The sequence below is a fragment of the Shewanella marina JCM 15074 genome (genome assembly GCF_000614975.1).
Classification (GTDB): domain Bacteria; phylum Pseudomonadota; class Gammaproteobacteria; order Enterobacterales; family Shewanellaceae; genus Shewanella; species Shewanella marina.
On record NZ_BALM01000022.1, the window covers coordinates 1 to 15,245 of the forward strand.

General features: G+C 44.0%; 11 protein-coding genes and 3 pseudogenes. 2 read left to right on the plus strand and 12 right to left on the minus strand.

Annotated elements, in window-relative coordinates; genetic code table 11:
- On the plus strand, window positions 1–686 hold a 686-nt coding region (locus JCM15074_RS14860), incomplete at its 5' end, for a dehydroquinate synthase/iron-containing alcohol dehydrogenase family protein (protein ID WP_025822018.1).
- A 140-nt stretch (window positions 687–826) separates the two neighbouring features.
- Complete coding sequence (locus tag JCM15074_RS14865; protein ID WP_025822020.1) at window positions 827–1,222, plus strand: hypothetical protein; 396 nt, start codon at window positions 827–829, stop codon at window positions 1,220–1,222.
- 64 nt (window positions 1,223–1,286) lie between these two features.
- On the opposite strand, the pseudogene JCM15074_RS22400 reads toward JCM15074_RS14865, so the two are convergent.
- From JCM15074_RS22400 to JCM15074_RS14925, 12 genes and pseudogenes are all read right to left on the minus strand, one after another.
- Window positions 1,287–2,257 (minus strand): annotated as a pseudogene (locus JCM15074_RS22400) (formate dehydrogenase subunit gamma).
- Between the two features lie 42 nt (window positions 2,258–2,299).
- A complete protein-coding gene (gene fdh3B / locus JCM15074_RS14875) occupies window positions 2,300–2,887 on the minus strand; it encodes a formate dehydrogenase FDH3 subunit beta (protein WP_025822022.1) in 588 nt (195 codons plus the stop codon).
- 29 nt (window positions 2,888–2,916) lie between these two features.
- Window positions 2,917–5,774: pseudogene (locus JCM15074_RS22405) on the minus strand (formate dehydrogenase subunit alpha).
- A 13-nt stretch (window positions 5,775–5,787) separates the two neighbouring features.
- The gene (locus JCM15074_RS14885; protein WP_025822024.1) at window positions 5,788–5,991 is read right to left on the minus strand and encodes a twin-arginine translocation signal domain-containing protein; all 204 of its coding nucleotides are present in this window, start codon (window positions 5,989–5,991) and stop codon (window positions 5,788–5,790) included.
- 760 nt (window positions 5,992–6,751) lie between these two features.
- Window positions 6,752–7,753: a formate dehydrogenase subunit gamma gene (locus tag JCM15074_RS14890; RefSeq protein ID WP_148300808.1), complete on the minus strand. Its 1,002-nt coding sequence runs from the start codon at window positions 7,751–7,753 to the stop codon at window positions 6,752–6,754.
- 42 nt (window positions 7,754–7,795) lie between these two features.
- On the minus strand, window positions 7,796–8,395 hold the full coding sequence (fdh3B, locus tag JCM15074_RS14895; protein ID WP_025822027.1) for a formate dehydrogenase FDH3 subunit beta: 600 nt from the start codon (window positions 8,393–8,395) through the stop codon (window positions 7,796–7,798).
- 27 nt (window positions 8,396–8,422) lie between these two features.
- Window positions 8,423–11,277, minus strand: a pseudogene (locus JCM15074_RS22410) (formate dehydrogenase subunit alpha).
- 9 nt (window positions 11,278–11,286) lie between these two features.
- Entirely contained in the window at window positions 11,287–11,493 is a 207-nt protein-coding gene (locus JCM15074_RS14905; RefSeq protein ID WP_025822029.1) for a twin-arginine translocation signal domain-containing protein, read from the minus strand.
- A 124-nt stretch (window positions 11,494–11,617) separates the two neighbouring features.
- The gene (locus JCM15074_RS14910; RefSeq protein ID WP_025822031.1) at window positions 11,618–12,274 is read right to left on the minus strand and encodes a TorD/DmsD family molecular chaperone; all 657 of its coding nucleotides are present in this window, start codon (window positions 12,272–12,274) and stop codon (window positions 11,618–11,620) included.
- A 10-nt stretch (window positions 12,275–12,284) separates the two neighbouring features.
- On the minus strand, window positions 12,285–13,940 hold the full coding sequence (locus JCM15074_RS14915) for a 4Fe-4S binding protein (protein ID WP_025822033.1): 1,656 nt from the start codon (window positions 13,938–13,940) through the stop codon (window positions 12,285–12,287).
- 177 nt (window positions 13,941–14,117) lie between these two features.
- Window positions 14,118–14,759: a DUF3306 domain-containing protein gene (locus tag JCM15074_RS22415; protein WP_025822035.1), complete on the minus strand. Its 642-nt coding sequence runs from the start codon at window positions 14,757–14,759 to the stop codon at window positions 14,118–14,120.
- Window positions 14,756–15,217, minus strand: coding sequence for a DUF3305 domain-containing protein (locus JCM15074_RS14925; RefSeq protein WP_025822037.1), 462 nt, complete (start codon window positions 15,215–15,217; stop codon window positions 14,756–14,758). Before JCM15074_RS14925 ends, JCM15074_RS22415 begins: the two co-directional genes overlap by 4 nt.
- Window positions 15,218–15,245 lie beyond the last annotated feature (28 nt).

A 15,245-nucleotide genomic window follows, 5' to 3' on the forward strand; every position in this document is an offset into this window, starting at 1 on the left:
CTGATGAAACTAAATACCCTGTGGTTGATAAGCACTTTACTCCTATCATTGCGGTTAACGATTCTGAATTAATGGTCGCAATGCCTAAATTCTTAACTGCTGCGACTGGTATGGACGCATTAACTCACGCCGTTGAAGCTTATGTCTCTACTGCTGCTACACCAATTACTGATGCATCTGCTATTAAGGCGATTGAGTTAATTTCTCAAAACCTAGCAACTGCCGTTGAAAATGGTGAAAACCGCGAAGCACGTGATGCAATGCAGTATGGTGAATACCTAGCAGGTATGGCGTTCTCTAACGCATCTCTTGGTTATGTTCATTCTATGGCGCACCAATTAGGTGGTGTTTATGACCTAGTACACGGTCTATGTAACGCTATCTTATTACCTGAAGTATCTCGCTTTAACGCCAAAGTAAGCCCTGAGCGTTTCGTTGATATTACTAAAGCAATGGGTGTTGACGTTACTGGTATGACCCAAGCACAAGCTATTGAAGCGGGTATTGCGGCGATTGAAGCGCTATCTGCTCAAGTGGGTACAAATCAGCGTTTAGCTGACCTTGGCGTGAAAGAAGACAAGTTAGCATTTATGGCACAAAACGCCCTAAACGATGCTTGTTCACTAACAAACCCACGTCAAGCAAGTCTTGAAGAGATTGTTGAGATCTTTAAAGCTCGCATGTAATCACTGATTAGCTAACCCCGTTTAGCCAATCAATAAAAATCGACTTAATCATCGATTACCCAATAAGGAAAGGCCGGTGCCTTTCCTTATGCCAATCACATTAAAGCGGTGATGGGCATTATTTTTATTAAAGGATCATAATGACTAGTTTAACCAACCAGCCAAACAAAATTACCCTGATAAAATCAGGTTCATTCAAACTAAACGATTTAAGCAAGTTACTTAATGTCGCTAACTTAAAAAGTGACATGGCAGAAGTGAGTGTGACTAACAACAGTAACGCATTGACCGTTGGCCACTTTACCATGTCACCAGGCACTGAATTTGAATACTTCTATGATTCTGTTGAATACAAAGTCATTACTAAAGGTAAAATCGTAGTACGTGACACTGACAACGTTAAATACGTAGCTGAAGTTGGTGATATCTTACTTTTCTCACCCGATGTAACTGTTATTTTTGATGCAGAAAGTGATGGTGAAGCAATCTATACTGCTCACCGCGAAGCCGCAGCCGATTTTGCGCCACAAGCATAAAAAAACACCCAGCTAAGCTGGGTGTTTTACTATTCACGATGTTTTCAATATAGAGAATATACGCTTACTCTTTGTATTTAAGAGTGCCGTTTTCTTTAATCTCATCAAACCATAGATTGTGGTGTTGACTTGCCCAGTTCTCATCACAGTAACCAGACACCATACACTCCATACCACCTTCAGACATAGCTGTCGCCATGAAGATATGTACGATAGAGAATGCACAGATAATAATTGCACTCACACCATGTAAGATAAGTGAAAGTAAGCTAATGGTACGGCTTGGTTCAAATAAGTTAGGGAATAGCAAAATCATACCGGTCGCAGAAATCACTAGACCGAAGATTGCAAATGCCCAGAACCATAACTTCTCACCTGCGTTAGCAAAGCCAGCATCAGGGTGCTTGCCTTTGAACGGGCCAAAGTTAATATAACCACCAACAACCATGAACCACTTAACGTCATACATCTTTGGCATCTGGTTTTTAGCCCATAGCACGGTCATTAATAACCAACCGGCCATGAATGGGAAAGCAACCACATCGTGGATCTGCTTTGCACCATAAACTAAGCTGCCCCATGCACCTTCACCGATATACGGCTGGATGAAGAAACGGCCTGCTAATAAACCAATACCCGTTAAGATAAGTAATAGACATGGAATCGCACCTAACCAGTGGATTGACACATCAAACTTAGACCAACGGTAAACCATCTTGCCAGAGAAACCATGGTGCAGCTTAGAAATGCCGTTCACCTTGATAAATAACAAGAAGATAATAATCATACCGAATGACGCAGCAATTAATGCTGGTGCCAATAGATCACGCACTTCTAATACACGTAGATCATAGGTATTGATTGGTTGGTTATGAAACTCACTCTTTGAAGTAGTGTAACCCTGTGCGCCCTGCTGCAGCTGAGCCCAAACTTGAGCATCACTGTGCTGAGCAAGTTCAGCACCACCATTAGCGAAACATACCGCACTAAACATCAGTGCAATGGCAACGCTATGTGTTTGAACAATTTGTTCATATTAGATCCTCTCTCACCATTTGATACCCGGTTAACCGGGTATCAAAAATGGTACTGTGGCTTACTTCCAAGCTGCGTTTTAGCACCGCGATAAGCAACACGCTCGCTATAAATAGCAGAGATCACTTCAGCATCACCTGCTAGCAGAGCTTTAGTTGAACAAAGCTCAGCACACATAGGTAGCTTACCTTCAGCGATACGGTTAGCACCGTACATCTTCAGTTCAGCTTCTGAATGATCTTCTTCTGGGCCACCAGCACAGAAAGTACACTTGTCCATAGTACCGCGAGCACCGAATGCACCGTTCTTAGGGAACTGTGGTGCGCCGAATGGACATGCATATAAACAGTAACCACAACCAATACAGGTTGACTTGTTATGTAATACGATGCCGTCTTCAGTACGGTAGAAACAGTTTGCAGGACAAACCGCCATACAAGGTGCATCACTACAGTGCATACATGCAACAGAGATAGATGCTTCACCTGGTTTACCATCATTGATGGTTACAACGCGGCGGCGTTGAATGCCCCACTCTAAAGCAGAGGCGTTTTCGTTTTTACATGCAGTGACACAGCCGTTACATTCGATGCAGCGCTTGGTATCACATAAAAATTTCATTGTAGCCATTATGGCAATCTCCTAGCTTATTGCTGCGCTTATGCTTTCACAACTTGACATAGTGAAGCTTTGGTTTCTTGCATCTGTGTTACTGGGTCATAACCGTAAGTCAGAACCGTGTTACAAGATTCACCAATCACATAAGGCACAGTACCTTCAGGTACTTAGGCGCTAAGCTTTCACCTTCCATCACACCAGCGAAGTGGTAAGGCATCCAAGTTACACCCTTGTTTACACGAGGAGTCACCATAGCTTGGATCTTAATCTTGCCACCTTCAGGACCGTGAACCCATACAGTGTCACCGTTCGCAATACCGCGATCAGCAGCATCAGCTGGGTTGATCTCGATAAACATCTCTTGCTGTAGTTCAGCAAGCCATGGGTTAGAACGAGACTCTTCACCACCACCTTCGTACTCAACCAAACGGCCAGAAGTCGCGATTAGTGGGAATTGACCTGTTACATCTTTATCTTGAATTGACTTATACAACGTCGGTAGACGGTGAATTTGCATATCTGGGTACGTTGGGTACTTAGATACTAAGTCACGACGAGAGGTATATAACGGCTCACGGTGAATAGGTAACTTGTCTGGGAATGTCCAAACAATACAACGCGCTTTAGCGTTACCAAATGGTGTACAACCATGCTTAACAGCAACACGTACGATGCCGCCTGATAAGTCAGTCTTCCAGTTCTTACCTTCTGCAGAAGCTTTCTCTTCAGCAGTCAGCTCATCCCACCAACCAAGTTGCTTAAGCATCTTGTCAGTGAACTCTGGATAACCGTCTTGTAGCTCAGAACCTTTCGAGAAGCTGCCTTCAGCAAGAATGTTCACGCCTTGGTATTCAACACCGTAGCGAGCACGGAAGTTACCACCACCGTCTTTCACTTCTTTGCTTGTGTTATAAAGAATCTGAGTACCAGGGTGCTTCTGCTCTGGCGTACCCCAACATGGCCAAGGTAGACCGTAGTTTTCGCCTTCACATGGGCCGCCTTCCGCTAACAATGTCTTGTTATTGAAAGAACCCCAGTTCATGGTGTGTTGCTTGATACGCTCTGGGCTTTGACCAGTTAAACCAATGGTCCACATACCGCGGTTAATTTCGCGAGTAATGTCTTCGATAACTAGAGTATCAGTTGCCTTATCGATCGCTAGACGCTTAGTGTATTGCTCAGCAAAACCTAGCTTCTGTGATAGACGGTACATGATCTCTAAGTCAGTCTTAGATTCGAATAACGGCTGGATTACCTGCTCACGCCACTGTACTGAACGGCCTGAGTTAGAGATAGAACCTTGAGTTTCGAACTGAGTTGCCGCAGGTAAGATGTACACGCCATCTTTACGGTTACCAAGAACAGCAGCGATTGTTGGGAATGGATCCACAACAACTACAGTTTCCATCTTATCTAACGCATCACGCTGATCGCGAGAACGTACGCCAGTGTTGATAGATTGACCCCAGAAGAATGCTAGACGGATGTTATCCTTCTGAGCTAACTTGTTCTTCTCTTCTAATACACCGTCAAACCAACGCGAACAAGGAATGCCCGGCGTAGTCATTGGTGTACGGCCTAAGTAGGTACCGTGATCGAAGCGGCTCTTCATCCACTCCATATCCAGTTCCCATACGTTAGTCCAGTGCTGCCAAGCTGCAGATGTTAGACCGTAGTAACCAGGTAGGTTGTCAAACAGTAGACCTAAGTCAGTTGCGCCCTGTACGTTATCGTGACCACGGAAAATGTTAGTACCGCCACCAGAAACGCCCATGTTGCCTAATGCAAGCTGAAGAATACAGTATGCACGAGTGTTCGCGTTACCTACGTGGTGCTGAGTACCACCCATACACCAAACAACAGTACCAGGACGGTTGTCTGCCATTAATTTAGCAGCTTGGTATACGATCTCTTCTTTAACGCCAGTAACGTTTTCAACTTCAGTTGGCGTCCAACGGCTTACTTCTTCACGGATTTCGTCCATGCCGAATACACGTTGGTCGATAAACGTCTTGTCTTCCCAACCATTTTGGAAGATATGCCATAACATACCGTAAATGAATGGAATATCAGTACCAGGACGAATATCACAATGTAAGTCTGCGTGTGCAGCTGTACGAGTAAAGCGAGGATCAACAACGATGATCTTAGCGTTGTTACGCTCTTTCGCTAACAAGATATGCTGCATTGAAACTGGGTGAGCTTCAGCAGGGTTAGCACCGATAAAGAAGATCGCATGTGCGTTCTGGATATCGTTGAAAGAGTTAGTTTGCGCACCGTAGCCCCAAGTGTTAGCAACACCAGCTACCGTGGTAGAGTGACAAATACGTGCAGAGTGGTCGACGTTGTTTGTGCCCCACATAGCTGCAAGTTTACGGTACATGTAGCAGCCTTCGTTCGAGAACTTAGCACTACCCATGAAGTAAACTGAATCAGGACCCGACTCTTCGCGGATCTGCATCATCTTGTCGCCAACTTCGTTAAACGCAGTTTCCCAAGAGATACGCTTCCACTTGCCATTAACAAGCTTCATTGGGTACTTAACGCGCTTCTCACCGTGACCATGTTCACGTAGAGCAGCACCTTTAGCACAGTGACCACCAGCGTTGAATGGGTGATCGAATGCAGGCTCTTGACCTGTCCACACACCATTTTGTACTTCAGCGTATAGACCACAACCTACCGCACAAGCACTACAAATAGTACGTTTGATTTCGATTGGTGCATCATAAGGTACGTCAGCAGCTTCTGCACGACGCATCATGCCTGTGCCCATTAATGATGCAGCGGCGATACCACCAGTAGCAATACCAGCGTGCTTCATAAATTGACGACGGCTAATGCCAAGCGTCTTTTTCTCAACCGTTACGGCTGATTCTGACTTGCGAGTTAATTTCATCGCTCAAAAACTCCTAGTTGCCGCGCAGACTGTTGTAGTAACGACGGATATGATCAGTTTCACGGTAGCCGTCAGTTTTTGACTGAGCGTCAACGCTAGTTTCAGATGCTTGAGCCACACTCACACCAGTCACAGCTAATGCAGCAGTTGCTGCGCCGCCAACGGTAATGGCTTTCAGCATAGATCTACGACTTAGATCAGGCTGTTGCTTTTTCATGTTTACTCCACTCCAAGAGCGCCACCAGATACATAGGTGACTTTTATGTTACTTTTATCCAACCAAACCAACTTTAATTAACACCAATCCGCTAAAGTGTTACCGCATTGATGCAATTACATGTTAATTAAGTAGTTTATTGTTCAAAGCTGGGCTGATATAAACATATTTCGACATGAAAAACATGAAGAAAAAAGCATCTGTGAGGGGTCAGTCATTAGATGTTTAAGTAAGTGCTAAGTAGATCACAAAAACAATAAGATTTTACTAATAAAAGCATATAGTTATGAGATACAAACTGATACAGATGTGGTAAATATTAGATCTTTAAAATGTACAGAAACAAGCCGCAAACAGTCCTTAAACCCTTCGCATAGCGCCTCTAAAAATAACCAGAAATAGTTTTTAAATTCAACACCTTAAAAACCACTACCGATAACATCAAAATTACATTTAAAAGCAAGCATAACGTATCGTCTTTATTGCTATAAAAACTAACTGCATAAGTTCAAATTTAGTCACCACTGAACTAACAGTTAAAAACCTGTAGACACCACGGCAAGTACATTTATTCATCAATTTGATATGACATTTTGACCCACATTATGATTTAGTGATTAATACTGGTGCAGCTTTTGCTGTAGGAGGTAACAAGCAGATGTTTGAAATTAAGAATGTAACAATTGCGGTAATTTACTGACGGTCATAAAAAACCCCCAACACGAATGTTGAGGGTTTATATTTGGCTTAATCAAATAAACTAATCTTGGTACTTAAGGCTACCGTTAGCTTTGATTTCGTCATACCAGATATCATGGTGTTGAATCGCCCAGTTCTCATCACAATAACCAGACTTCATACACTCAAGACCACCTTCACTTAACGCGGTAGCCATCCAGATATGAACAATAGTAAAGCCGATAATCACAATCGCACTAACACCGTGCACAAGCACTGCAATCATCGCCACTTCACGCGGTAATGCCAAACCAGGGAACACTAACATTAGGCCAGTGGTACAGATAAATAGACCAAAAATGGCTAAAGACCAGAACCACATTTTCTCACCCGCGTTAGCATAGCCACTGTGGGGATGTTTACCTTTGAACGGGCCAAAGTTGATGTAACCACCCGCCACAAGGAACCATTTTAAGTCATAAGACTTAAAGGTTTGGCGTGGCATCCATTTCAATACACAAATTGCCCAGAAGACAAAGAATACTGGACCGACCCAATCATGGACGGTTTTACAGAAATGGATGATAAATGCCCATGCTTCATGCCCAATAAAAGGTTGGATAATGTGTCTACCCAGCATGATCGTTAATCCTGTTAAGATTAATGCAAAACAGGAAATCGCCATGCCCCAGTGCAGTATCACATCAGCTCTACTCCAGCGTAATACCATCTTGCCAGAGAAACCTTTTGTTAGCTTTGAAGGGCCATTAACCAAGAAGAAAATTAAAAAGATGCTAAATACACCAACCACAACCGCCATCATAGCGGGGTTGATATAATCATTCTTAATAATCTTACCTTCATTACCAAAAGTATTAATTAATACGCCAGCTTCAACTTCAGTTGCAGCTGTTGTACCGACTTCACCCGCTTTAACCGCGCGCCACATATCGGCTGTACTTTGCTCGGCATTCGCCATTTGCTGACTCGTTTGTTCATTTGCAGCATAACTCGGCATGACAACCGAGACACTCATCAGAACAACTAACAAAGTAAGCAGTCGACGCAATGATTTAATCATCATAGTCACTCCTTGAGGTGTGCTATGCACACCTCTGATACTTCGTTATTTAAAGTCAGCTGCTGTTTGTGGATCGTAACCCCAAATCACATTTGGATTACTACGAGCCGCAACACGCTGGCGGTAAATGCTAGAGATCACTTCAGCATCACCTGCAAGTAGTGCCTTAGTCGAACACATCTCAGCACATAATGGTAATTTACCTTCAGCAATACGGTTTGCACCATATAGCTCAACTTCCTCTTTAGAGAAATCAGGTACTGGACCACCTGCACAATAAGTACATTTGTCCATTTTGCCACGGCTACCAAAGCTGGTTTTCTGTGGGAACTGTGGTGCACCAAATGGACAAGCATAGAAGCAATAACCACAACCAATACAAGTTGCTTTGTTATGTAGCACGATGCCGTCATCGGTACGGTAAAAACAGTTAGCAGGACAAACTGCCATACAAGGGGCATCGGTACAGTGCATACATGCAACTGAGATTGATGCTTCACCTGGCTCACCCTCTTTCAAGGTCACAACGCGACGACGTTGAATACCCCATACAAGCGCTTCAGAGTTTGAGTTTGAACACGCAGTGACACAACCGTTACACTCGATGCAGCGTTTGGTGTCACATAAAAATTTCATGACTGCCATAATGGCTTATCTCCTCATCAAGTTAAGTTAGGCTTTTTTGATCTGGCAAAGTGTTGCTTTAGTTTCTTGGATCTGAGTCACCACGTCATAACCGTAAGTCATGGCAGTGTTAGCTGCTTCACCAATCACAAATGGCTCAGTACCTTCTGGATATTTAGGTCCTAAGCTCTTGCCTTCAAATACACCTGCAAAGTGGAACGGCATAAAGCTTTCGCCTACCGCAACACGAGGAGTTACCATGGCCTTCACAAATACTTTAGCGCCTGTAGGACTTAGTACTTCGACCTTATCACCATTACGGATGCCGCGATCGGCTGCATCTGCAGGGTTAATTTCGATATACATCTCACGGGCTAATTGCGCTAACCATGCATTTGAACGAGTTTCTTCACCACCACCTTCGTACTCAACAATACGACCAGTGGTTAAGATCACTGGGAAGTCTTTCGCGTAGTCTTCTTTCTGAATTGACCAGTAAAGGGTCGGTAGACGCGCAACACGACGGTCTTGATAAGTTGGGTATTTAGCCACTAAGTCACGACGCGGTGTATATAACGGCTCACGATGCACTGGGATATCATCTGGGAAATTCCAAACGATACAACGTGCTTTAGCATTACCATTAGGCTACAGCCATGAGCAATAGCAACACGTACGATACCGCCAGATAAGTCGGTCTTCCAGTTACGGCCTTCAGCTGCAAGCTTCTCTTCTGGTGTTAAGTCATCCCACCAGCCAAGTTGCTTAAGCATCTTGTCAGTAAATTCTGGGTAACCATCTTTGATGTCACTACCTTTAGAGTAGCTACCTTCAGCCAGAATATTAACGCCGTCATGTTCAACACCATAACGGGCACGGAAAGTACCACCACCGTTACGTACTTCACGATCTGTACGATATAGAATCTGAGTGCCTGGGTGCTTCTGCTCTGGAGTACCCCAACAAGGCCAAGGTAAACCATAAGTTTCACCTTTAGCTGGACCACCTGGTGCTTCTAGGGTTTCAATACTGAATGTACCCCAGTTTTGCTGGTGCATCTTCAAACGCTCAGGGCTTTGACCGGTATAACCCACTGTCCACATACCGCGGTTAAACTCACGAGTAATGTCTTCAATAAGTGGTTCTGAACCATTCACCTTGATGTGCTTACAAAGCTGCTTTTCAAAACCAAACTTCTGCGCTAGCAGATACATGGTTTCGTGATCAGGCTTACATTCAAATAATGGCTCGATAACCTTGTCACGCCATTGAATTGAACGGTTAGACGCAGACACAGAACCATAAGTTTCAAACTGAGTACATGCAGGTAAAATATACACGCCGTCAGTACGGTTACCTAAAATACTAGCAATCGTTGGATATGGATCGACAACCACAACAGTGTCCATCTTTTCCAATGCTTCTTTCACGTGTTGACCACGGGTTTCAGTTGTTACTGACTGACCCCAGAAGAATGCCATACGTACGTTATCACGCTGTGCTAGCTCGGCTTTATTCTCTAACACACCATCGTGCCAGCGAGAACAAGGGATACCGGTAGAGTTCATTGGAACCTGACCTAAATAAGTACCTTGGTCGAAACGGCCTTTAACCCAATCGTAATCAAGATCCCATACACGACACCAGTGCTGCCATGAACCTGTTTTCAAGCCATAGTAACCAGGTAACGTGTCGTTCAATAGACCGAAGTCAGTTGCACCCTGTACGTTATCGTGACCACGGAAGATGTTAGTACCACCACCAACAACACCCATGTTGCCTAATGCAAGCTGAAGAATACAGTAAGCACGAGTGTTAGCGTTACCGATGTGATGCTGAGTACCACCCATACACCAAACCACAGTACCTGGACGGTTATCCGCTAGCATTTTAGCTGTGCGGTACATTTGCTCACGTGGTACACCAACAACGTTTTCAACTTCTTCAGGCGTCCAGTTTTTACACGCATCTTGAATACGTGAAATACCGTATACACGCTCATCAATAAATTCTTGAGCCTGCCAACCGTTATCGAAGATGTGCCATAGCAGACCATAGATAAATGGAATGTCAGTACCTGAACGGATATGAATATACTCATCACACTTAGCTGCGGTATGAGTAAAACGAGGATCAACTACAATCACCTTCGCACCGCGTTCTTTACCTTCAAGAATATGCTGCATCGCAACTGGATGCGCTTCTGTTGGGTTAGAACCGATGAAAATCATTGACTTAGCATTACGCATGTCATTGATTGAGTTAGTTTGCGCACCGTAGCCCCAAGTGTTAGCAACACCGGCTACCGTGGTAGAGTGACAAATACGAGCAGAGTGGTCGACGTTGTTGGTGCCCCACATTGCTGCAAATTTACGATATAAATAAGCTTGTTCGTTTGAAAACTTAGCGCTACCCATAAAGTAAACTGAGTCAGGACCTGACTCTTGACGAACCTTAAGGGCACGTTCACTTACTTCATTGATCGCAGTTTCCCAAGAGATACGCTTCCACTTACCGTTCACTAACTTCATTGGATATTTAACGCGTTTTGCGCCGCTACCCACTTCACGTAATGAAGCACCTTTAGCACAGTGACCGCCCGCATTGAATGGGTGATCAAACGCAGGCTCTTGATGAGTCCATACGCCATCTTGTACATGAGCATAAACACCACAACCTACCGCACAATGTGAGCAGATAGTACGTTTTACTTCAATTGGTGTATCGTGCGGTACAAACTCAGTTTGAGCTTCCGCTTTACGCATCATGCCCATACCAAGTACAGAAGCCGCTGCAATACCACCAGTAGCCAAACCTGCAGAGCGCAAGAATTGACGACGGTTTAAGCCAAGGTGTTGTTTTTCAACAACCTCAACTTGCTCTGATTTGCGAGATAATCGCATCGCAATCTCCTATTTTCTGCCTAACGTGGCGTAATAACGACGGATATGGTCAGTTTCGCGGTAACCTGAACCTTCTTCCTCAGTAGATACTTTTGCATCCTTTGGTGTCGCAGCTAGCACTTGGCTACTTGCGGCAACAACCGCTGTAGCAGCACCGCCAATTGCTAAGGTTTTTAGCAATTCACGACGACCCATATTGGAAACAGACTTTTTCATAGAGTCTCCTTTTTGAATGTTACAATAAGTTACAACTTATCAACGTTTATCAAGGCGTTTTGCAAACGCCCTTAAAGACTGCGCCCCGCTCAGATTGCTCTGGCGGGGCGCGGTATACTTGCTTTTAGACAATGTCACTGGTGGTTGGGGTGATACCCTCAGCACCGGGACAGTTGACAGGGATGTCCAAGCTAAGTTGCTCAAACTCGTAAGCTTCTCGTGCAAAAAATGCCTTTGCAAGTGCGCCAACAGTCGCGTAAAACGCGGCGCTAGGGGCTTTTGCAAGATCATCACTAAAGCGTTCAATCCAACCACCAAGATGGCGCTTGTAGAAAGCTAACTGGCGAAATCCTGGAGCTTCCAGAATTAAACAGCCCATGACTTCACATAATGCAGCCACATGATCTTCAGGTTCTTTCACATCATCTTGACGTTCAAAACCTAATTGTTTTAAATCTTGACGCAATAGAGCTAACGGCTTATCCATTAACGAACCAGTAACAAACCAGCTACCGTAAGGGATGATTTCACCACAACCTACGCCTAAAAACAGGTCAAAATATTCATCTTCTAACTGTTCAGGGGTAAATTGCGCAGCAGCTAGCTTTAATGCTAACCATGCTTTAGTCATATCGTTATCATCATCAGCATCAATTTCAAGTGATGCTAAAAAGCTTAATAACTCAGCCGTCGGCTCGCGACGCAGTAATGCAGCTAGCAGCTGATAGATATCTGCGCGTAACTGATCGTTTTCTGATACTTCTCTTACTAATTCGGTCATGGCGGATCTCTTATTTCAGTTGCTTTTCTGGCTCGGCAAGAATGTCTTCAAACATATCTTTAACCCGGCAGTCTGCACACATCTTTAAACGTTCAATATTGGCACCAAATGCACTGTGGCTACCAACCATATCAAGCATACGTGTAATCATAGATTGCGTCGCAAATGCGGTACCACAAGTAATACATTCAAATGGCGCTTCCTCTTTTAACGTTTGTGGTGCTTGACGCACGGCTTGATCAAAATTCACCTGTGGTACAAGGCTTATCACCTTTTCAGGACATGCTTGCGCACATAAACCACATTGAACACAATCTTGCTCAACAAAACGAAGCGCTGGCATGTCGCCACCATCTTTTAATGCTTGAGTCGGACAGGTCGCCACACAAGATAAGCATAAAGTACATTTATCTTGATTAACGGTAACCTTACCGTAAGGGATATTGCTCATTGATAAACAAGTATCAACGGCTGCAGCTTGCTGATTCAGATGATCTAATGCTGCATATAAAGTTTCACGTTTAGTCGTTGCATCAAATGCCGCTGGCATAATGATTGGCCAATCACGACTAATATCTAAAATCGGTGCTACCACTTCAGTATCAACACTATTCACTAGCTCAATACGTTGCGGCTGACCCATCTCTTCAAGTATGCGATTAACTAAGAGTAATTCGCCATTTAGCATTTGGGTCAATGTTGGCGCTGTCGCAGGCGTATTTAGGATAAGGACTTTACGTGCGCCCCATGCTAATGCAGATAACCAATGATCAATGCTCGCAACTGTAATTTCTTCTAGTTCAACTGGTAAAATTTCACCAGCAAGACTGTCATCAATCATTGCCGCACCAGCGTCGCTATCGTGGAATAAAACCACTGGAGCAACATTAGTTTGCTCACGGAAACGACCCACAATTTTCTTTAAGAAAACTTGCAGAGATTGCGGTGTCGGTAAGTCATAAGCAATTGCCCCTGTCGGGCATGCATTAGTACAGCTGCCCGCACCATGACAAAGGTAAGGATCGATCTCAATCACATTATCAATGCTGCTAATGGCATCTGCTGGACAGAAGTTCAAGCAACGATTACAACCCGCATTACCATGACGGTAATGGGCGCATAAATCTGCATTCACTTTAACGTAGCGTGGCTTATCGAACTCACCGATTAAATCAGGCAACTCTGTTAGGGCTGTCGCTAACTTAGTTTGATCTTGACCGACATAAAAATAGCCTGGCGGTAACATCTCTAAGTTAAGACAAGGTGTTGCACTTAAATCCAAAATAAGATCAAAGTGAGGCTTGCGAATAGCCACCATGCTCAATTCAGCAATGGTGTCGCCATTATCGACTGTCACTTGGAATTGACCAAGGAAGCCTTTAACACTAATAAGTTTATTGTAGAAAGTCTCTACATCAGTAGCAGACTCAAGTACGCGCTCAAGATGCTCAGGATCTTGAGATGTGATGGCTTCATTAGCCAAAATAACACAAGCGCCCATACCAGACAGCTGTCCAGCGGCTAATCGTGCCAAATCTTCAGGGCCAATGATTAGTACATTACCTTCAGTGCTATAAGTCACTGTTGGTGGAATTAAGTTTTGTAGTATTTGCGTTTGCGCAAGCACCTGTTGACGAACCTGTTTAAGCTCCGTCGGCGATATAATATTACTCACATTGCATTCCTAAGCAGTTTGCTCATCACTGCTGTATTTGAATCACTGCTTTATTGAACTGCTGCTTTTGTTTGTATGCTCTATGGCTAAGTCAGCATTCGTTATATATCATTCAATAAAGCAAAAGTCGTACCAGTTTTTATGAAATTAAAATGATTTATTATCACCTTAAGCAACTGGCTTATCGGTTTTATCGTCTACAACTGACCCAGATTGTACTAATTCAGTCTCTTGTTCACCCAATTTGTCCGCAGATATTTCAGGGGTATTATTAACGATATTGGTATGATTAATCGCGGTTTCAGATGCAAGCTCTGGTTCGGTCGCATCAAGTACTTTTTCAACGGTATCTTTAACGTTATTAAATAATTTTCTAGCAACTTCAGCGGATTCTTCGGCCGTCATTAACGGTTGCTTATGGTAATCCAACCCATACTCAACCATACCGTCTAACTCACTAAAATGAGGCTGTTTCCATAAAGCACGTAACGCTGCGGCCTTTGCTGCTGGATCAACGTTATTTGCCATAAATTGGGCAAAACTGCCGCCTACTTCAATCGAATCTGGATCGGGCAAATCTGCTGCAGTTAGCACTCGATTGGGATCTTGCGGTTCAGTTGACTCAACAACTGAAGCTTCAGCAGCATTATCAGTCGCAGGGGAAACTTCAAGTTCAACTGGAGTCTCTGCGACAGGTTCAATCGGCTCAGCGCTCTCAACCACAGGTTTTGCTTCGACTTTAGCCTCCGCTTCTACCTGTTGACGACGCAGTTGCCAGCGGCTTAAAAAGCCACCACTTTGCTCACTCATAGCCCTTTCCTCTGCTTTTCAGTCGCTAATTCTTTACGACGATTCACATGTTTACGGCGATGAGCAGTAATTTCAACTTCACCATGTTTGGTAATAAATGCTTCAATCCAGCAGGCAATTGCATCTGGCATTGGCATATTTAATACTGGCGTATCACCTTCTAAACAAGCTGCGGCAACACCTTGATCTGCAGAAATAGCGGCAGGGATCCAAGTACCATCGCCTAACTCATCGCATACAACATAGATCATGGGATTGTTCATATCTAAATTTAAACGATAACTAGCACGCTCATCTAAATGCAGTTCTAACAAAACCAAACTCGCACCTTCTGGTGCGTCATAATTCGCAGGGATAACTTGATCAAGTTCCCACTGCTCTGTGAGCCAACGACCGATCTGTTTTTCTGATCTCTTTAGCGAAACATACATTGGCCACTGGCTTTCGGTGTGTTGCATATGATAAACCTTTATAAAATCGGTCATA

Bases quoted from the DNA above. Each gene is read 5' to 3' on its own strand.
- JCM15074_RS14865 (WP_025822020.1), top strand. From the start codon at position 827: ATGACTAGTTTAACCAACCAGCCAAACAAAATTACCCTGATAAAATCA.
- fdh3B (WP_025822022.1), bottom strand. From the start codon at position 2,887: ATGGCTACAATGAAATTTTTATGTGATACCAAGCGCTGCATCGAATGT.
- JCM15074_RS14885 (WP_025822024.1), bottom strand. From the start codon at position 5,991: ATGAAAAAGCAACAGCCTGATCTAAGTCGTAGATCTATGCTGAAAGCC.
- JCM15074_RS14890 (WP_148300808.1), bottom strand. From the start codon at position 7,753: ATGATGATTAAATCATTGCGTCGACTGCTTACTTTGTTAGTTGTTCTG.
- fdh3B (WP_025822027.1), bottom strand. From the start codon at position 8,395: ATGGCAGTCATGAAATTTTTATGTGACACCAAACGCTGCATCGAGTGT.
- JCM15074_RS14905 (WP_025822029.1), bottom strand. From the start codon at position 11,493: ATGAAAAAGTCTGTTTCCAATATGGGTCGTCGTGAATTGCTAAAAACC.
- JCM15074_RS14910 (WP_025822031.1), bottom strand. From the start codon at position 12,274: ATGACCGAATTAGTAAGAGAAGTATCAGAAAACGATCAGTTACGCGCA.
- JCM15074_RS22415 (WP_025822035.1), bottom strand. From the start codon at position 14,759: ATGAGTGAGCAAAGTGGTGGCTTTTTAAGCCGCTGGCAACTGCGTCGT.
- JCM15074_RS14925 (WP_025822037.1), bottom strand. From the start codon at position 15,217: ATGCAACACACCGAAAGCCAGTGGCCAATGTATGTTTCGCTAAAGAGA.